General features: G+C 47.4%; 19 protein-coding genes. 4 read left to right on the forward strand and 15 right to left on the reverse strand.

What is annotated here, in order from left to right; translation table 11 throughout:
* Window positions 1-39 precede the first annotated feature (39 nt).
* From GXP69_RS08815 to GXP69_RS08845, 7 genes are all read right to left on the reverse strand, one after another.
* On the reverse strand, window positions 40-417 hold the full coding sequence (locus GXP69_RS08815) for a DUF423 domain-containing protein (protein ID WP_394367360.1): 378 nt from the start codon (window positions 415-417) through the stop codon (window positions 40-42).
* A gap of 1 nt (window position 418) precedes the next feature.
* Window positions 419-862 (reverse strand): hypothetical protein, encoded by a 444-nt coding sequence (locus tag GXP69_RS08820; RefSeq protein WP_163914484.1) that lies wholly within the window; start codon window positions 860-862, stop codon window positions 419-421.
* Window positions 863-885: 23 nt separating this feature from the next.
* Window positions 886-1,329 (reverse strand): DUF2750 domain-containing protein, encoded by a 444-nt coding sequence (locus GXP69_RS08825; protein ID WP_163914487.1) that lies wholly within the window; start codon window positions 1,327-1,329, stop codon window positions 886-888.
* Between the two features lie 20 nt (window positions 1,330-1,349).
* Window positions 1,350-2,036, reverse strand: coding sequence for a YggS family pyridoxal phosphate-dependent enzyme (locus GXP69_RS08830; protein WP_163914489.1), 687 nt, complete (start codon window positions 2,034-2,036; stop codon window positions 1,350-1,352).
* A gap of 214 nt (window positions 2,037-2,250) precedes the next feature.
* A complete protein-coding gene (locus GXP69_RS08835) occupies window positions 2,251-3,303 on the reverse strand; it encodes a vWA domain-containing protein (RefSeq protein WP_163914490.1) in 1,053 nt (350 codons plus the stop codon).
* Window positions 3,245-4,198 carry a hypothetical protein gene (locus GXP69_RS08840; RefSeq protein ID WP_163914492.1) on the reverse strand — a complete coding sequence of 318 codons (954 nt, stop codon included), beginning with the start codon at window positions 4,196-4,198 and terminating at the stop codon, window positions 3,245-3,247. The genes GXP69_RS08835 and GXP69_RS08840 overlap by 59 nt, the downstream gene beginning before the upstream one ends.
* Entirely contained in the window at window positions 4,191-5,072 is an 882-nt protein-coding gene (locus GXP69_RS08845; protein WP_163914494.1) for a DUF58 domain-containing protein, read from the reverse strand. Before GXP69_RS08845 ends, GXP69_RS08840 begins: the two co-directional genes overlap by 8 nt.
* 59 nt (window positions 5,073-5,131) lie before the next feature.
* On the opposite strand from GXP69_RS08845, the gene GXP69_RS08850 reads away from it, so the two are divergent.
* Entirely contained in the window at window positions 5,132-5,599 is a 468-nt protein-coding gene (locus GXP69_RS08850) for a DUF4296 domain-containing protein (RefSeq protein ID WP_163914496.1), read from the forward strand.
* Window positions 5,600-5,604: 5 nt separating this feature from the next.
* On the opposite strand, the gene GXP69_RS08855 is transcribed toward GXP69_RS08850, so the two are convergent.
* Window positions 5,605-5,961: a tRNA-binding protein gene (locus GXP69_RS08855; RefSeq protein ID WP_163914498.1), complete on the reverse strand. Its 357-nt coding sequence runs from the start codon at window positions 5,959-5,961 to the stop codon at window positions 5,605-5,607.
* Window positions 5,962-6,150: 189 nt separating this feature from the next.
* Between GXP69_RS08855 and GXP69_RS08860 the strand changes: the two genes are divergently transcribed.
* Window positions 6,151-7,695 (forward strand): FAD-dependent oxidoreductase, encoded by a 1,545-nt coding sequence (locus GXP69_RS08860; protein WP_163914500.1) that lies wholly within the window; start codon window positions 6,151-6,153, stop codon window positions 7,693-7,695.
* Window positions 7,696-7,774: 79 nt separating this feature from the next.
* Here the strand turns inward: GXP69_RS08860 and GXP69_RS08865 are convergent, their stop codons facing one another.
* The 5 genes from GXP69_RS08865 to egtB all read right to left on the reverse strand — a co-directional run bounded on the left by GXP69_RS08865 (window position 7,775) and on the right by egtB (window position 13,217).
* The gene (locus GXP69_RS08865; protein WP_163914502.1) at window positions 7,775-8,335 is read right to left on the reverse strand and encodes a DUF922 domain-containing protein; all 561 of its coding nucleotides are present in this window, start codon (window positions 8,333-8,335) and stop codon (window positions 7,775-7,777) included.
* A gap of 68 nt (window positions 8,336-8,403) precedes the next feature.
* A complete protein-coding gene (locus GXP69_RS08870; protein ID WP_163914504.1) occupies window positions 8,404-9,747 on the reverse strand; it encodes an MATE family efflux transporter in 1,344 nt (447 codons plus the stop codon).
* 58 nt (window positions 9,748-9,805) lie between these two features.
* Entirely contained in the window at window positions 9,806-10,933 is a 1,128-nt protein-coding gene (locus GXP69_RS08875; protein WP_163914506.1) for an aminotransferase class I/II-fold pyridoxal phosphate-dependent enzyme, read from the reverse strand.
* Window positions 10,934-10,936: 3 nt separating this feature from the next.
* Window positions 10,937-11,941: an L-histidine N(alpha)-methyltransferase gene (gene egtD / locus GXP69_RS08880; protein ID WP_163914509.1), complete on the reverse strand. Its 1,005-nt coding sequence runs from the start codon at window positions 11,939-11,941 to the stop codon at window positions 10,937-10,939.
* Window positions 11,942-11,948: 7 nt separating this feature from the next.
* Window positions 11,949-13,217, reverse strand: coding sequence for an ergothioneine biosynthesis protein EgtB (gene egtB / locus GXP69_RS08885; RefSeq protein ID WP_163914512.1), 1,269 nt, complete (start codon window positions 13,215-13,217; stop codon window positions 11,949-11,951).
* A 115-nt stretch (window positions 13,218-13,332) separates the two neighbouring features.
* Between egtB and GXP69_RS08890 the strand changes: the two genes are divergently transcribed.
* Window positions 13,333-14,403 carry an o-succinylbenzoate synthase gene (locus tag GXP69_RS08890; RefSeq protein WP_163914514.1) on the forward strand — a complete coding sequence of 357 codons (1,071 nt, stop codon included), beginning with the start codon at window positions 13,333-13,335 and terminating at the stop codon, window positions 14,401-14,403.
* Between the two features lies 1 nt (window position 14,404).
* On the opposite strand, the gene GXP69_RS08895 is transcribed toward GXP69_RS08890, so the two are convergent.
* Window positions 14,405-15,100: an SIR2 family NAD-dependent protein deacylase gene (locus GXP69_RS08895; RefSeq protein WP_163914516.1), complete on the reverse strand. Its 696-nt coding sequence runs from the start codon at window positions 15,098-15,100 to the stop codon at window positions 14,405-14,407.
* Window positions 15,101-15,469: 369 nt separating this feature from the next.
* Between GXP69_RS08895 and GXP69_RS08900 the strand changes: the two genes are divergently transcribed.
* On the forward strand, window positions 15,470-15,715 hold the full coding sequence (locus tag GXP69_RS08900) for a hypothetical protein (RefSeq protein ID WP_163914518.1): 246 nt from the start codon (window positions 15,470-15,472) through the stop codon (window positions 15,713-15,715).
* A gap of 821 nt (window positions 15,716-16,536) precedes the next feature.
* Here the strand turns inward: GXP69_RS08900 and GXP69_RS08905 are convergent.
* On the reverse strand, window positions 16,537-17,856 hold the full coding sequence (locus GXP69_RS08905) for a 4Fe-4S binding protein (protein ID WP_163914520.1): 1,320 nt from the start codon (window positions 17,854-17,856) through the stop codon (window positions 16,537-16,539).
* Between the last annotated feature and the right edge of the window lie 12 nt (window positions 17,857-17,868).

Genomic DNA, 17,868 nt, shown 5'->3' on the forward strand with positions numbered 1-17,868 from the left:
TTTTGTTATTTTATACTATAGCCTTCTGGCGTTCAGATATTACAATGCTTTAACTATAGCGTAGAACAAAGCTGCCCAGCCAACTATAAGTGCTGTGCCACCAATTGGCGTAATAGCGCCCAGCCAGGTAATACCGGTTAAGCAAAGGGTATACAGCGAACCCGAGAAAATAAGAATGCCAATAAAGAATGCCCAGGCTGCCACCTGTAGTGCAGGGTGCTCTACTCTGAACAACAATAGACCAACAGCCAGAAGCGCCAGGGTATGGTACATCTGGTATTTCACGGCAGTCTCAAAAGTATCAGTGCGGTTACTGGCCTGTAAGATAGGAGCAAGGGCATGGGCGCCAAACGCCCCGATCATAACAGATAATGCGCCAAATGCGCTGGCAATAAGAAGAATGGTTTTTTGAGTCACGTTAGTTTGATTTAAATTGTAAGTACTTGGCTTCAAGATACTCAATTACTACTGTAGCAAGAGCTGCAACGAAAAATCCAGAAAAAGATAAAATTATAAGCGATAGAAAAGAAGTAAGCAGACTCTCACCTATAAGATAGATTAGCAGCGCTAATGTAAAATTAAAGGCAACATTAGAAGTTAGACTAGCGGTAAGTTTCTCGTCGTAAGTTAGATGTCTCTTGAGCAATAACTTGTTTAGAAAAACAGCCAATACAATAGAGGCAATAAATAAAATGAATGCAGTTAGCATAGGATAGTAGTTAGTTGTACTATCCCCAAATTTTGCAGATATAAAAGCTAATAAAACTATGTGCAATGGGTACATAACTGCCAGATACACGCCAAGTAGTAAAGGCGCGATCAGAATGATCTTATTATCAATCTTAGTAGGAAGCTTTAGCATGAGTAACCCCGAAGCTATGGATTTTATTCCTCTTCGCCTTCCAGGGCATCAATAATCTGCTCTTCCAGCTCGCTCAGGCTTTCGTACTGCTGTAGTTCGATCTCCTTTTTGCGATGTTTCAGTTCCTGCACAACATCCAGCGCCACCACCAGTGGATCAACTTCGCGGCCCTGTAGTTCGATGGTCCAGTCGGTGCCTACCAGCAGGCCGTCGTCGTACATGCCTACACACCAGTTTTCCAGAAACTCTGCAACCGGTAAAGATTCAGGCTTATAATCCATCCATTCATCTGTAGCACAGGCTTTAGCGCCTTCTTCATCCGACCAGAAAAGGATAACTTCGGTTTCTTCGTACTCGTTGGAGCTGGAGGTGGCCCAGATATCGCCCTGAGATAGTCCCCAAACCTTTTCGGTGTCGGCAACCTGCTGTATGAACTTTCGGTAGTTGGCTTCGTTTTGCTCTTGCATCTTGTAGTTAGTTTTGGTTGCTATTTGTTATAGTTGCGCGACCCGAAAATGCCGCTTCCAACACGAATCATGGTGCTGCCCTCTTTTAGTGCCAGTTGCCAATCCGAAGTCATACCCATCGAAATCTCCTTAAAGTCCGGGTTAGCGAAAAAGAATGTTTCTTTAAGTTGTTCAAAATAGGAGCGAAGCTGCCTGAACTCTTGTCGTAATTTTTCCTGGTCTTCGGTATTGGTAGCAATGCCCATTACGCCTGTAATACGGATGTAATGCATGTTGCGGTACTCCTCGGATTGCAGCAGCGCCACTGCTTCCTCGTAGGCCATGCCGTGTTTGGTTTCCTCGTCGGCAATAGAGAATTGTAGCAGGCAGTTAATCGGCATGGTGCGGTTGCGCTGCTCAGCCCGCTTATTAATTTCAGCTAGCAGCTTCAGGCTGTCTACTGACTGGATGGTGTTTATAAAACCGGCAATGTACTTTACTTTATTTGTCTGCAGATGCCCTATCAGGTGCCATTCTATGTCGTGCGGCAGCAGTTCGTATTTCTCAACGAGTTCCTGCACTTTGTTTTCACCGAACAGGCGGTGGCCGGCATCGTAGGCCTCCTTTATAGTTTCTACAGGATGTGTTTTGGTAACTGCCACCAGGCGTGCCGGTGTATCTTTCAGTTGCTCATCAAAGTAGCGTATATTATCTGCAATCAAGCTCATAGTTTAATATTGAATGTGTAATTGAGTGAATGTCCGATTTTAAACTGATTCAATCAACTATAGTTTAATCTTGCTCAATAGCTAAAGTTTATCAATCTCAACCAGGATCTCTCTAGGATGACAAAATGCAACCAGGAAAAAACTTACAAACTATAAATCACCTTTCTAACTTATACCTTTCTAACTTTTTAACTCACAGACTCTCTAACTGGCCTCAGTCTTCCAGCACGTTGGTTACAAAGGTGTTTTTTAGCAGCATCCAGCTAAGGAGCAGGAGCAGAGCCCATTTCAGATAAACCTGATAATAATCTTTGGTATCCCGGAAGCGCTTCTCGCTAACTTCGGTTTTCTCCAGTTGGTTTATGCTCTTGAAAACTGACTGGAGCGCATCTTTGGTATCTGCCCGGAAGAACTGCCCGTTGCCTATAGTTGCCACATCGCGTAGGCTGCTTTCATCCAGCTTGGTTTCTACAAAAAGTGTCTTACCTTCCTCATCCAAAGCATAAGGTACTTGTCCGTCTTTTCCGATGCCGATACTATAAAGTTTTATATCGAAACCTTTCGCCAATTGTGCGGCCATCTGTGGGTCTAAGCTGCCTGCGGTATTCTCCCCATCACTGATCAGGATAACCACTTTACTTTTAGCTTCCGAATCGCGCATACGGTTGGTGGCTACAGCCAGGGCACTGCCGATGGCCGTTCCATCGTTCTCGATCATTTTGAAGCCAATAGAGCTGATGCTCTCGCGCAGCATCTGGTAATCGGTGGTGAGCGGGGCCAGCGAGTACGCATCGCCGGCAAATACCACCAGGCCAATTCTGTCCTGCACACGGCCGTTAATAAATTCCAGCGCTACTTCCTTGGCCGCATCCAGCCGGTTTGGTTTAATGTCCTGCAACTCCATCGACCCGGAAACGTCAAGGGCCAGTATGATGTCGATACCTTCTGCGGTTTGCTCTACCTGCTCATTTATCTGCTGCGGGCGAGCCAGGGCAACCAGTACCAGCATGATGAACAGGATGAATAACGTATCCGGGATAAAGCGGAGCAGGCTGCTCCATTGCCATGGCAGCTTTCCATCGAACATAGCTACATTCAGCTTGTTGCGTGAATTCAGCGTGAATAGCCACTTTAATACAAACAACAACGGCACTACCGGCAGTGCATACAACACCAGCGGAAATACCCAGTCAAAAGAACGGAGCGTGTTAAGACTGAACCACTCCAGGCTCAGCCAATCCAGCATGTCGTCTGTTATTCTTAGCATTTTTGGTTATTTCGCGTTGTGCCTTATAGCGGGTTTTAGCAAAGCGGCGCAACAGTTGCAGTGCATCTTTGGTGTCGGCTTCAGCTTCGGTATTCACGTTGCCATAAATGGCTTTGTCGCACAGGCGCAGGGCGTTGTTTACTTCTTCGTTATTATCGTAATATTCTACAATCTCTTTGGTAGTAAAGGAGTTAATGGCGCTGCGCTCCAGCTTGGTCAGGTAATTTTTCCAGAGCGATACGGCTTTCTCCATACTCTGCGAAACCCCGGTCTTCACAAAACGATCCACATGGGCATTGTAACGCGAGGTAAAGTAGAGATGGTCCTTTCGGAGCCTGTATAGTTTGTATTTGGTTTTGATGGTTTGCCCGAATAGGAGCCAGATGAGGCCCGACACCAGCGTACCTACCACTACCCATAGTAACAGCACCGGCCAGTTAAAGCGCTCGGCAACAGGCATCAGCTCCGTCTGTGATTTAAGTCTTAAAGGAGTATCTATTTTATTAACCAGTTGTTGCAGTATTACCTGGCTGCTGTCGCCCTCTACACGGATGGTATCTTTCCCCTGTAAGACAAAGACAGGCAGGCTTAAGGCCTGTCGCGGCGCCGTGTCAAACGTACGAAGCGTATACACGGCACTATCGGTGCTGATGCCATTTCGGGTATTGGTAGGGTAAAAATCGTTTCGGACCAGCTCAAAGGGAGCAAAGTTATAGTTAGAGCCGGGCAGTATAATTTCAAGAGTATCCGCATGGCGGTGCACCAGCGTGTAAGTAATGGGCACACCAATCTTCACCGAATCGGAACTGAAGGAACCTATAGGCCGGGTAACCTGCTGCCCGCATACCAGCAATGGAACGAGTGTGATAACTATAAAAAGCAGTAACCTATGCACTTTTTTTGGTGGTTTTATTGCGGAGCCTGAACAGGTTCACAAGCTGTGGTACATAGTCTTCATTTGCCTGAATGGCCAGGTAATTGGCCTGGTATTTCTGGCAGATGCGGATCACGTTTTCCTGGTTTTGCTGGTACTGCACAAAATACTTTTTCTGGAATTCTTCTCCCGATGTGTTCAGCCAAACAGTTTTGCCAGTTTCCTTATCCAACACTGGAACTATGCCCATACCCGGCATTTTCCGTTCGCGCACGTCTATGAGCTGTATTACAATCAGGTCGTGCCTGCGGGCCAGCATCTGTAGTTCTTTCTCATAGTTCACATCTATAAAATCGGAGATGAGCAGAACAATACTGCGGCGTTTGATGATATCCAGTGTCAGGCGAATGCCACTGCCCAGGTTTGTTTTTGCCGACTGAGGCTGTAGTTCGTGCAGTGACTTAATAATGGCGTATGCCTGCTCAATCCCTTTGGCTGGTTTTATATACTTTTCTTTTCGGTCGGAGAAGCAGATAATGCCGATCTGGCTTTGCTGGCGCGCAGCCGAGATGGCCAAAACACCACAGATCTCTTTACCGACATCAATTTTCTGTTGCTTGCCTGTTCCTATAGTTTGCGAAGCACTTACATCCAGCATCAGGAATACCGACTGTTCTTTTTCTTCGCGGTATGTTTTTACAAATGTGCCGTGCCCTTTAGCACTTACGTTCCAGTCAATGGTGCGCACATCATCGCCATACTGGTAGGCGCGCACATCGTCGAATTCCAGCCCGGTACCTTTAAAAACCGAGTGAAAATCGCCCTGCATCTGGGTGGTAATCGCCTTCCTTATCCTGATCTCGTATTTACGCAGCTTTTGAACAAGCTCTTTCATACTGCTGTTGTACTGGTGTAAGATTTTAAAATTAGGACATATTCCCGTAATTTACATCCGTGAAAAGACTTTTCTCCATACTTTTTTGCCTTTCGCTGTTTGGCTGCGGGCAACAGAAAAATACTTCAGCGGCTGATAATCCGGTTCCGGAAGTGAAAATGATCCAGATTCTGGCAGATGTACACGTAATGGAAGCACTGATAGAATCCAATATCAGCTATCCTGATTCGGCGGTTATGGTGTATAATAAACGCCATAAGGAAATATTGGAAAAGCACGGTGTTACGCCAGAAGCATTCCACGAGTCTTATAAGTACTATGCTGATAATCTGCGGGAAATGGACCTTTTATATGAAGCAGTACTTGATACCCTGACGTTACGCGAAGCCAAACTTGCAGCTAAAACAGGCGACAGTGCTACAGACTCCGTGCAGAACAGCGAGCTGATTCTGCTAGACCCTCCCGTACAATCCGAAAAACGCGACGGAAAGCGGCCTGATATCCTGATGACTGCACCTGTAGAGTAACGGAATTAAATCAGTTTACTGCCATTGGGAACTTTGCCTGCTGGTTGCGCGAGTATAATATCGCGGTTCTCGTCTTCAAAGCCTGTTACTAGTACTTCAGAAACAAACTTGCCTATCTGTTTCCTGCCCAGGTTTACCACGCACAGCACCTGGCGCCCGATCAGTGTATCCGGCGTGTAATGCTTGGTTATTTGCGCGCTTGATCTTTTTATTCCGAGCGGCCCCAGGTCTATAGTTAGTTTATAGGCTGGCTTACGGGCCTCTGGAAACTCCTGCACTTCCAGTATAGTTCCTACGCGTATATCGGTTTGCTCAAATTGTTGCCAGTCTATAGTTGGCTGTGGTTGCTCAGGTGCGTACATCGGTTATCTGTTAGATCTGTATTTCCCAAATATACTATTTGCCTGCTTAATGCAATGCAGCCAGCACAAACTGCCGGCTGTTGCACAGGTAACATAAGCACCCGTACGCCGTAATCCTATTCAGCCTTTCTGATAAAGGAAACGGCACTGCAAAAGCTGCCGAAACTACACACGCACACACCATAAACTATGAAAAATTATTCCGGAGCAAGTAAATCTGTTTGGGTAGATGGCATTGCTATGCCTGCAACACCCTCGCTTCAGCAAAACGTAACCTGCGATGTTTGTATAGTTGGCGCCGGTATAGCCGGTTTAACTACAGCTTACAACCTTATGAAGGAAGGCAAATCGGTCATGATACTGGAAGCCAAAGATGAGATATGCGGAGGCGAAACCGGCCGTACGACTGCCCACCTTGCCAGTGCGCTTGATGATGGGTTTCCGGAACTTATCCGACTGTTTGGTGCAAATGGTGCGCGGCTGGCCATACAGAGCCACATGGCAGCCATAGATAAGATAGAGCAGATCATACACGACGAAAAGATTGCCTGTGATTTTAAACGGGTGGATGGCTACATGTTTGCCAACAACACCGAGCAGGAAGAGCAGCTTGTAAAGGAACTGGAAGCGGTTCATCAATTAGGATGGCGCGATGTGGTATTACGTAAATCCTGTCCGCTGGAATCACTTACTTCGCTTCCTTGTCTGCACTTCCCGAACCAGGGGCGTTTTCATGTGCTGAAATATTTATCTAGTCTTGCTAATGCGTTATTAAACAAAGATGTAAGAATATACACTTCAAGCAAAGCTGTAGATTTTAAATCGGGTGCTGTGGCTGTTGTTACTACCCAAAGCGGCCACACCGTAACGGCCAACCACGTTGTAGTTACCAGCAATTCGCCGGTAAACGACATGGTAACCATGCATACCAAACAGGCCCCTTATCGCACCTATGTAATAGGAGCACGGGTGCCAAAAGGATCTGTGCCGGACGCGCTCTATTGGGACATGCAGGACCCTTATCACTACATCCGCATACAGGAGGCAGATAAAGATGCAGGTGAGGGGGCGGATGATATCCTGATAGTTGGTGGGGAAGATCATAAAACCGGCCAGGATAATTACCCCGAGCTGCGTTTTCAGCAACTGGAACATTGGATGCGACTCCACTTCCCGATGGCAGGAGAGGTGGTGTACCGCTGGTCGGGCCAGGTGCTGGAGCCTGTGGATTCGCTGGCATTTATTGGCAGGAACCCCGGCGATGCCGAGAATGTATACATTGCCACCGGCGACTCAGGCCATGGCATGACCCACGGAACTATAGCCGGTATCCTGATCACAGACCTGATTATGGGACGCACCAACGAGTGGGCAACTATTTACGACCCAGCCAGGGTGAGTATTAAAACAACAGGGGAGTTTCTGAAAGAGAACCTGAATGTGGCAGCACAATATACAGACCTTGTGCAGGGCGGCGAAGTAAAGGATGCGAACGAAGTACAGCCCGGCACTGGCCGTGTAATAGGCAGAGGAAAAAGCAAGATTGCCGTGTACTGCGATGAAGATGGTGCCAAGCATGAGTGTTCAGCAATTTGTACCCACTTGGGTTGTGTAGTGCACTGGAACAGCGTAGAAAAATCGTGGGATTGCCCGTGCCATGGTTCCCGCTTCGACCCGTTCGGGAAAGTAATTACAGGACCAGCCGTTAAAGATCTGGATAAACCTAAAGCTTAAGCGATATTAACAAAGCAGGCCTCGGCTATAGTTGTTTGATAACTATAGCCGAGGCCTGCTTATAGTTTATGGCAAGCTGTTATTTATAGTTTTCGAGCTGTTTCAGGCGGGCTGCAATGGTTTGTTCCCACTCAGCAGATACTGTGGCATCCAGGCCGTGTTTTGATTGTGCATCAAATTTATCCTGCTCGGCTTTCCATCTGGCAAAGGCAGCATTTACGGTAGCTGCCAGTTTTGGTCTTGCATCAGGACAAACTGTGCCAAGCGCCTTAAGTTCTTTGCGAAGCTGGCGGGCATGTACTTCCGTCAGGTCGAAATGCAGTTGCTCGTGTTGCAGTAATTTGTCCGATTTAATGTTTTTGGTCCAGGACTCGTTTGCAAGGAACACGCATTTTACATCGTACTCAAGTTTATTAGCATTGCATTTCGCATCTACTGCCAGGTTAGCAGCAGTAAGGGCATGGTGCGGGTTCAGGGAGTCGGGCTGCGCTTTAAAATCACCCCAGGTTAACGGGCGGTCGGCAGACCAGGCAATGTGCGTGGTGGCTTTTTTGGATTCTTCAGAGGCGATAATGCCAGGTGCTAGCGCAGGCGCAAACAAGCCCGCCAACAGCGACAGAAAGAGGGAAAGAAAATTCATCTTGGCTAAAAGATTTATATTTACCACCTAACAGCAGTGTTGTTTATAAAGTGCCGGCCTATTGCACTTTAACGTGTAACTAACTGATTGCTAAGTTTTTTAAATCTTAAAAATAGCAATAAAGCAGCAATACTCAAACCTATCACTAAACCCATCCACACTCCGCTTACTCCAAATCCGAGTTTAAAAGCGAGCAGGTAGCCAACAGGTAAACCGATCACCCAATAAGCAACAAGTGAGATCAGGCCCGGAATGCGTACATCTTCTAAGCCACGCAGTGCACCAAGCCCTACTACCTGCACGCCATCCGAGATCTGGAAAAGTGCAGCGAACAGAAGCAGTGTAGAAGCTATCTTAATCACCTCAACATCATCGATATACAGGATCGGGATGAGCGTGTTGCCGGCCACCATCAGGAGTCCGCTTGCCAGCATGAAGAGTGCACCCATAGCGAAGCTGATGTTACCAGCTTTCTGCATGGAACTATACTTGCCAAGGCCTTTTAAGTTACCTACCCGTATAGTTGCGGCGGCCGCAATTCCGCTGGCCATCATGTAAGTAACCGAAGCCACGTTGATAGCAATCTGGTGTGCAGCCAGTTGTTTTGCGCCGAGCCATCCAATCATAATGGCAGAAAAACTGAAGGCGCCCATTTCAAATATCATCTGCCCGGAAATAGGAATGCCGAGCTTAAAGATGCGGTAGGTGTGCAGGAAAGACAGATGACGCCAGCGTAAGAAATGGCGGAAAACCTTAAACCTGCGGGCATAAAGTACCCATCCACCCATCATAAGTGCCATAAGTACCCTGGATATAAGCGTTGCCCAGGCTGCACCCAGCATACCCATTTCCGGGAAACCCAGTTTACCCCATATCAGCACATAGTTCAGGAAAATATTGACCGTATTGGCAAAAATGATGATGTACATCGACTGCTTGGTAAACGACAGCCCTTCAGCAAACTGCTTGAACGCCTGGAACAGCATAAGCGGTACCATGGACAGGAACAGGATGTTGAGGTAAGGGATAGCCAGCTTCACTACATCTTCAGGTTGGTTTAGCAGCGTAATATAAGGCGACAGAAAATAACCTGCCACAAACAGCAGGATGCCCAATAGCAGGTTGGAAACCAGGCCGTTTAACAACAGCAACGAGATGCGGGTATAGTTTCCGCGGCCCTCGGCACCGGCAATCAGCGGCGTAAGACTATAGGACACCCCAAGGCCAAAAACCATCACGATCATAAAGATACTGTTGCCCAACGACGCCGCAGCAAGCGGAATGGTACCGATTTGCCCGATCATTAAACTATCGAACACACTTACCATAATGTGGCCCAACTGGCTAAGTACCACCGGGTAAGCAAGAAAAAATGTTTTTGAAAAGTGTTCTCTGTAAGTGGCAGTATCCATAGCAATCGGGAATGGGCTGCAAAAATAGCAGTTTTTTACCGGAAGCTATAGTTTATAATTACTTGTTGTTGGTACTAAGGGCAGGTTTGAGCTGTTGGAGAGCATTTCTTAATTTATCCATTGCCTGCTGCAAAACGGGCTTCTCCACTGCAAACGACATCCGTACATGGCCAATACCGCCAAACAGGTCGCCGTTTGCTACTTTAAGCTTATGCTGTTGCTCCAGGTAATTGCATAGGTCCTGGGTTGTAGCTATAGTTTGTCCGTCTGAATTTTGTTTGCCAATGTAAGCACGCATATCCGGGAAGAAGTAGTAGGCGCCTTCCGGCTCAAAAAATGAAATGCCGGGAATAGCGGAGAGGCCCTCTTTCATGAGTTGGCGGTTTTCCTTCAGTACTTCCAGCATCGGGGGCAGGGCATTGTCCTGCTGCTGCAATGTGGCCACGGCGGCATCCTGTATAAACTGGCTGACACCAGAATACGTGCTCGCCTGAAAATCTGTACTTTGCTGAACTATAGTTTCGGGCCCCACCATGTAACCGATGCGCCAGCCCGACATGGCAAAGTTTTTAGAGAAGCCATTAACGACAATTATTCTTTCCTGCGGCCCCTGGCAGGCAAGGGCAGAAGTAAAAGGCTTGCCGTAAGTATCAAGGTCATAAATTTCATCGCTTATCAGGTATAGTTCCGGAAAGTCATGCAACAGTGCAAGGATACTTTCCAGTTCGGTTTTACTATAAATACGCCCGGTTGGGTTGCCCGGGTTTGTGAGCAGCAATATCCGGGAGTTGGGAGTGAGAACTCTGCGGATGTCGTCTGGGGTTAAACTATAGTTCTGTTCCTGTTTTGTTTCTATCGTTACCAGTTTACCCTTGCTATACTTAAGCAGCTCATAAAAGCCAAACCAGGCAGGCGTGGGAATCACAACTTCATCGCCCTCGCGCAGCAGTACAGTAATTAGATTGAATAGCGCATGTTTAGTGCCCGGCGTTACCATTACCTGTTCGGGTGCTACCGTTACATTTGCCTGTGCGTAGCGCGCAGCTATAGTTTGGCGCAGTGTTGCATCGCCCTCGGAGGGACCATAGTAGGTTTTGCCTTCTTGTAATGCGGTTATAGCAGCAGCTATAGCAGCATCCGGACTCCGGAAATAGCTTGCTCCTGATGACAGGTCCAGTAGTTTCATAGATTAATTGGGTGCATATAAAATATCAGCAAAGTAGTTGTTTTTATCCTGATATACCGCATCTACTTTAAAGCCGGTGGTGGCCCCAAGCTGCTGAACCTGCTCAAGCGTAAATTTACATGAGTTTTCTGTATGGATTGCTTCCCAGGCCTGCAGAGTAAAAGCTTGTGAGGCTGCTTTCAGGGTAATTGTTTGCTTAACCTGGCTGACCAGAAAACTTTGCATAACACCTTGCTGCGGGTTGTAAAGGGCAAAATGCCTGAATTGCCCGACCTGGATATCCGCGCCAAGTTCCCGGTTCATACGGTGCAGCAGGTTTAGGTTAAAGGCGGCTGTTACACCGGAAGCATCATCGTATGCTTTCAGAATGATTTCCGGGTCCTTATGAAGATCTGTTCCCATCAGCAACAGGTCTTTGGGGCGCATGCTGGCGCGTACCTTTTTCAAAAAGCTTACCTGATCATCTGGTGCAAAGTTGCCGATGTTGGAACCCAGAAAGAGCAGCACTTTACGCCCGGGCTTATAGTTGTTCAGCCAATCCAGGGCAGTAAAGTAATCTCCAGCTATGGCATGAACGGGCATGGCTGGCATCTCCTGTTGCAGGGCAGTACACAATTCCTTCAGCGCATCTCCCGAAATATCAACAGGCACGTATTCTACCGCTACCTGCTGCGCTGCGAGTTGCCGCAACAAGATTTTGGTTTTGAGCGCATCGCCGGCGCCCAGGTCTATTAGCTGAAATGGCCCCTCTGCGGCTATTTGCCCAACTATAGCTTTCTGGTGTGTTTGGAGTAACTCGTGTTCGCAGCGGGTCAGATAGTATTCGGGCAGGTGCATGATCTGCTGAAAGAGGTGGCTACCCTCGGCATCGTAAAAGTATTTAGAGGGCAGTTGTTTTGGGCTGCGGCTTAGCCCCATGATTATATCCTGCAGAAACTGGTTGCCGGAGTTACCACCAGGTTGGGTCAGGCCGGTGAACCGGATGGTAGCGGAGTTTTGAATCGTCATCGGATTTTTATTTTTGAGCAAGCCGTATACCTGTAAACTGCCAGCGCTTATCTGCCGGAAAAAAGTTGCGGTAACTTATGCGGGTATGGCCGGGCGGTGTGGCACAGGAACCTCCGCGCAGCACCATCTGGTTGATCATGAATTTACCATTGTACTCGCCAAGCGCACCTTCCGCTTTTGCATAGCCCGGATACGGATGATGCGCACTATAGGTCCATTGCCAGGCATCGGTGTATAGTTGCTGCAGACCGTGCTGTTCCGGTTCAGCTGCGCGTGGTCCTAACCGGATCAAGTCTGAACTATAGTTTGCAGTAGCCGGATAAACCAGGGCGGCTGCTTCCCATTCAAACTCGGTGAGCAGGCGTTTGCCGGCCCAGTTGGCGTAGGCGTTGGCTTCGTAAAAACTAATGTGCGTTACCGGTTCTTCGGGATTAATATCCTGCAGGCCATATAAGGTGAAGCGTTGCCATTTGTTATCTTTTGTGATCCAGTAAAGCGGTGATTTCCAGTTTTCTGTAGTGGCTAAGGTAAAGCCTTCATCTAACCAATGCCGAAAGTCGGTATAGCCACCAGCCTCCATAAATTCCAGGTACTCTGCATTTGTAACCAGCCTGTTCATTACCTGAAAATCCTGAAGCAATACCTCGTGTACGCCCAGCTCATTATCAAAACAAAACCTATTGCCCTGATAGCCTATTTTGTAAATGCCTCCAGGCACATCCACATAAGTAGCCGGCACATGCGTAGCTATAGTTTGTGGTGGGTCAGATGCACTATAGGCGGGCAGCAGCGGGTTTGTGCTCAGAATATATTTGATGTCAGTCAGGAGCAGTTCCTGGTGTTGCTGTTCGTGTTGCAGGCCAAGTTCTATAACTTGTAGCAATTGGTCGAGTTTGGTTTCATCGGCAGTGGCCAGTAGTTTTTGCAGATGCTCGTTTACGTGCTGCCGGTAACTATAAACTTCGCGCAATGGCGGGCGTGTAAGCGTACTGCGTGCGTTACGCTGCACACGGTTGCCAACCGAATTGTAGTATGAGTTAAACAGGTAACTATAGTTTGGGTGAAAAACCTTATAGTCTGACAGGTACGGTTTTAAAACAAACTCTTCGAAAAACCAGGTCGTATGGGCCATGTGCCACTTCGGCGGACTAACATCTATGATTGGCTGTACAACCGTATCTTCAGGCTCCAGCGGTTGGCAAATCAGCTCTGTTCGGTTTCTTACCTCATCCAGCCTGCGCTGCAGTTTGCTTAAATCAGTTATAGTTTGATGCATAAGTTGGGTGCTGTTTTATTTGGCAGTGAGTTGCCGGCTTTAGGTTAATCTTCTTTTGCTTACGTATTTCTGGTGGGTTTACGTTAAATTGCAACAACCATCAACTATAAATTTTATGGCCCTGCATTGCTCAGTTGTACCTTATACGCTTCAGTTTAAGTTTGATGCACGTACCTCGCGCGGCGCTATGGCCCGGCACCAGGTGTATTACATTAAACTATGGGATCAGCATTTGCCCGATGTAGTGGGCGTAGGAGAGTGCGCACCGCTGCCAGGCCTGAGCATAGATCACAGGGATGACTTGCCACAGAAACTGGATAATGTCTGCCAGAAGCTGAATGGGCTGGAGTTGGATAAATTGAGCTTTACAGATGCTGTAACGCTGCTGGACCTGCACGACTTGCCGGCACTGCGCTTTGCTTTCGAAACCGCGTTGCTCGATCTGCAGCAGGGAGGGAAACGATTGCTTTACCAGAATGCCTTTAGCGCCGGTAAAGAGGGCATACCGATAAACGGACTTATCTGGATGGGAGATAAGCAGTTTATGCAGGAGCAAATCTCGCAGAAGCTGTCGCAAGGGTATAACTGCCTGAAACTAAAAATTGGCGGCCTGGATTTTACGACCGAGCTCGATTTACTGCAAAGCATTCGCGAAGTCGCTCTGGCAACGGAACTCACCATTCGGGTAGATGCCAACGGTGCTTTTACGCCGCAGGATGCTTTTAAGAAACTCGAAAAGTTAGCCCGCTACGACCTCCATAGTATTGAACAGCCTATAAAGCAGGGGCAGTGGCAACAAATGGCCGAACTGTGTGCCTACACGCCCGTTCCCATTGCCCTTGACGAAGAACTGATCGGGGTGCAGGAAGCTGAGAAGCAGGTAAACTTGCTCGAAACGATAAAACCGCAGTACATCATCCTGAAACCTACGCTGGTAGGGGGCATGCAGGCAAGCGCACACTGGATAAACCTGGCCGAAGAAAGAAGCATAGGCTGGTGGATGACCTCAGCGCTGGAGTCCAACATCGGGCTGAATGCGATCAGTCAGTTTACAGCAAACTATAGTTTAACGATGCCGCAGGGGCTGGGAACAGGGCAACTATACCATAACAACATAGCCTCGCCGTTGCAGATAGCGCAGGGGCAACTCTGGTACAAACCGGAAGCAGACTGGGGACAACTATAGATTACTTATATTTTTCGAGCAGTATCTGTTTTATCTTTTCCATTCCGGAACTGGCTTTATCCTCGATCAGGTACAGGTTCGGGCGTTTTCTTACCTGAGGTAGTTTTGGGTCCACCACAAATACCGGTACGTCTTCCGGAACCAGGTCTACGAGACCGGCAGCCGGGTAAACGAGCAGCGATGTGCCTACAACCAGAAAAATATCGGCCTGCAGGGTTTCTTCCACAGCTTTTTCCATGAGCGGCACCGGCTCTCCGAACCACACAATGTTAGGGCGCAGCTGCGAACCACGCTCGCATTTATCGCCTTTCTTAAGCTCCCAACCTTCTATTTTGTAAACCAGGCGCTCATCCAGCGTACTGCGGCTTTCAAAAAGTTTGCCGTGCAGGTGTATCACATTCGTAGAACCAGCGCGTTCGTGCAGGTCGTCCACGTTCTGAGTAATGATTTGCACATCAAAATCTTTTTCAAGTTCTGCCAGTATAGAGTGGCCGGCATTTGGCTTTACATTAGCAGCGTTTTTCCGGCGCTGGTTATAAAAGTCCAGGACCAGTTCCGGGTTTTTGCGCCAGCCCTGCGGTGAGGCCACTTCCATCACATCATATCCTTCCCATAGTCCGTTCGCATCCCGGAAGGTCGCAATACCACTCTCTGCACTGATGCCTGCGCCAGTTAATACTACCAGTTTCTTTTTCATACCGTTAAATATACAGATTCCTAACGTTACAGCCAGCTAACTATACGGGAATGGCACAGCAGTTGATAGCACAATACAAAGATACTTGTTTATCAATGAGATAGCCCTTGCTGGCTGAGGAAACGCTCTAGCAATGTATAGACCTAAATAAATATAGTATGTTTTGAATGTTTATAATTATTTTTATATTGAAAGTTGCGTTTTAATAAAACGGCTTTTAAATTGCATTACACTGATTCTGGGAATTTGTAATATTTTGTAGATACATTGTAGCAAAAAACGAATTTTCAACTGAAGGAATTATACTTGTAAAAGAATAGTTGAAGTGACATACAAACTGAAATTCTGCTTTTCAAAAACTTTTAGCCCATGTTAGATCTTCTGAATTTTGTTGCATTATCTGGTGTGTTTAATGTTTTGTTCTTCTGGTATGCATCTACCAAAATGAAGTCGAAAGCAGATCCGGTTAAAACGCTCATTGTATCTTTCGTATTTTCTATTCCGCTCAGCTTCCTGCTGATCGGGGTATATACGACCATGCTGATTTATGCCGCTAAAACAGGCGCCAGCGAAGATGCTATGTGGGAATATATGGAGCAGGAAGAGCTCCAGTAACAGAAAGCTTAGCTTATTCTAGCCAAAATATCAAAGCGACAGCACACAGCTGTCGCTTTTTTTGTTAGTGTTCTAGTTGCGTCAGTCAGGACCAGTGATTTAAGGGATTTAGCTGATTTTTAAAATTAGTGCCTTTGTTGTAGTTGGGGCTAACCTGCTATAGTTATTGCTTTAACATCCCTATGAACTACGCTCGCAAGTTTCGAACTCCCGTTCTCACTTGTCCTCAAGGGGACAATTACTTTTCTTGCTATAGTTTGAGTTGTAGTTCTATAGTTGGCGTTTGTCATCCCCCCACCCCCTTCAAAGGGGGACTTTCTGCCATTGCTAGAGTTTAGTAGGCTATCGTGCTATAGTTACTCTCCAAGAGCAGGGCAGGTTTACCTGTCCCCTTGGAATTACCATCACGGAAAGGCCACAGAACTATTGCCATTCAAATCAAACTATAGCTTAGCTATCGAAAGATTTCAGTCTTTGGGTTGAGCGCCTTTGACTTGTTGCGGTGCCGCAGGCAATCCGACGCAGGAGGATAGCAAGAAGGCAGCCGCGCGATGCCCGAAGACGGGGCCCCGCGGCCATGAGCGCACCAAAGCGGGATTGAAACTGTAGGCTTTTAGAGCTCCCAGGATCAGCTGCAACTATAGCACGAACTGCTTATGTCCAATAGCAGCTATAGGTAGCTATAGTCTGATATAGATTTCTCACTTTGTTAGAAATGACAGAAATAGAAACTATAAAGCCTTCGTTCAGAAACGTACTATCAGCTATAGCTTAAAGCTACTCCACTCCACAACCCGCTCTACAATAAGAAAAAAATCAACCTAAGAAAGAATCTGCAGCGAATCGCGTTCTATGAGTATAGTTCCGGCATAGCGATCGTTACGTGGACCGTTCTCTAACTTCAAAACCCCGCGCGGACAAACATGAGCACAGATACCGCAACCGACACAGGAAGAACGGATGATAGGCTCGCCTTTCTGAGCATACCAACGCACATCAATCCCCATTTCGCAGTAAGTAGAGCAGTTGCCGCAGGAAATACACTGGCCACCGTTTGTTGTGATCCGGAAACGGGAGAAGTGTTTCTGAAGGATGCCCAGGTAAGCAGCCATGGGGCAACCGAACCGGCACCACACCCTGTTGCCCATGATTGGGTAAAAGCCAACGCCAATAACCCCGGAAAATATTGAGCCAATAAAGAAACCATAGGTACGGGCAAACCCACCAGACAAGTCGCCGAGTAAGCTGCCCCCAGACCACGAATTTACCCAGAGTGCCAGCGTAGTGATGATGACGAAACCCAGGATAGGGTAGATGATGGCCACTTCCCATTGCCAGGCTTTACGGCTTTTGTCGGACAGATGGCGGTAAGGGTCACCAGCGGTTTCGGCGAGGCCGCCGCAGCCGCAGACCCATGAGCAATACCAGCGTTTGCCATAAAAGTAAGTAAGCACAGGCGTTGCCACAAACGACACCACAGCGCCCCAGAATACCATAAAAACGCCTAAGGCAGCACCATTATCAACCAGATAACCAACCGTGCTCGGGAACAGGTAATCATACTTTAAAGGCCAGAAATAGCTGAAATAAAACTCAGGTTTGTTAAAAGCCAGCAGCAGACCCGGCAATATAAAAGCGAAGCCCAACTGGAAGAAGATCACAGAACAGGTACGGATGAGGTGATATCGGTTGTTCCGGTATTTAAGCAGTGCATGAACACCCATTAGCATCACGGCAAGCGTATAAAAGGCGCCATACACAAACCAATGATCCGAAGGCTTTTGCCGCAACCATTGGCTAAGCGGCTCTAAGGCAAATACAAGTCCCTGCAAGGTGTACGGAAACCAGTAAAGCAGCACGTAAAAGCCTGTAAGCACAACACCTAGTAGCCAGGCAGACCAGCCTCGGGTAGTTGCCTGCTGTTGGCAGATATCGTTATTCTGATGTGCCACATGCTCACGCAATCTTCCCGGAACTATAAGCAAAAGGCTTCCAACTATAAGCAGCAATATACCACTCCAACCCCACAAAACCGGATCGAATGTTTGATAACCTACTATACACACAAGCAGGCATATCGTGCTGATAATCAGTAATGCATGCCCTAGGCGTCTGAAGTATAAATATAGGTTCTGGTGCATAGTTTGATAGCT

This window comes from Pontibacter burrus (assembly GCF_010686685.1).
GTDB classification, from domain to species: domain Bacteria; phylum Bacteroidota; class Bacteroidia; order Cytophagales; family Hymenobacteraceae; genus Pontibacter; species Pontibacter burrus.

Coding starts and splice junctions, on each gene's coding strand:
- GXP69_RS08825 (WP_163914487.1), bottom strand. CDS start 1,329: ATGCAAGAGCAAAACGAAGCCAACTACCGAAAGTTCATACAGCAGGTT.
- egtB (WP_163914512.1), bottom strand. CDS start 13,217: ATGCATCAAACTATAACTGATTTAAGCAAACTGCAGCGCAGGCTGGAT.
- GXP69_RS08820 (WP_163914484.1), bottom strand. CDS start 862: ATGCTAAAGCTTCCTACTAAGATTGATAATAAGATCATTCTGATCGCG.
- GXP69_RS08890 (WP_163914514.1), top strand. CDS start 13,333: ATGGCCCTGCATTGCTCAGTTGTACCTTATACGCTTCAGTTTAAGTTT.
- GXP69_RS08870 (WP_163914504.1), bottom strand. CDS start 9,747: ATGGATACTGCCACTTACAGAGAACACTTTTCAAAAACATTTTTTCTT.
- GXP69_RS08845 (WP_163914494.1), bottom strand. CDS start 5,072: ATGAAAGAGCTTGTTCAAAAGCTGCGTAAATACGAGATCAGGATAAGG.
- GXP69_RS08835 (WP_163914490.1), bottom strand. CDS start 3,303: ATGCTAAGAATAACAGACGACATGCTGGATTGGCTGAGCCTGGAGTGG.
- egtD (WP_163914509.1), bottom strand. CDS start 11,941: ATGACGATTCAAAACTCCGCTACCATCCGGTTCACCGGCCTGACCCAA.
- GXP69_RS08855 (WP_163914498.1), bottom strand. CDS start 5,961: ATGTACGCACCTGAGCAACCACAGCCAACTATAGACTGGCAACAATTT.
- GXP69_RS08905 (WP_163914520.1), bottom strand. CDS start 17,856: ATGCACCAGAACCTATATTTATACTTCAGACGCCTAGGGCATGCATTA.
- GXP69_RS08865 (WP_163914502.1), bottom strand. CDS start 8,335: ATGAATTTTCTTTCCCTCTTTCTGTCGCTGTTGGCGGGCTTGTTTGCG.
- GXP69_RS08875 (WP_163914506.1), bottom strand. CDS start 10,933: ATGAAACTACTGGACCTGTCATCAGGAGCAAGCTATTTCCGGAGTCCG.
- GXP69_RS08900 (WP_163914518.1), top strand. CDS start 15,470: ATGTTAGATCTTCTGAATTTTGTTGCATTATCTGGTGTGTTTAATGTT.
- GXP69_RS08860 (WP_163914500.1), top strand. CDS start 6,151: ATGAAAAATTATTCCGGAGCAAGTAAATCTGTTTGGGTAGATGGCATT.
- GXP69_RS08830 (WP_163914489.1), bottom strand. CDS start 2,036: ATGAGCTTGATTGCAGATAATATACGCTACTTTGATGAGCAACTGAAA.
- GXP69_RS08895 (WP_163914516.1), bottom strand. CDS start 15,100: ATGAAAAAGAAACTGGTAGTATTAACTGGCGCAGGCATCAGTGCAGAG.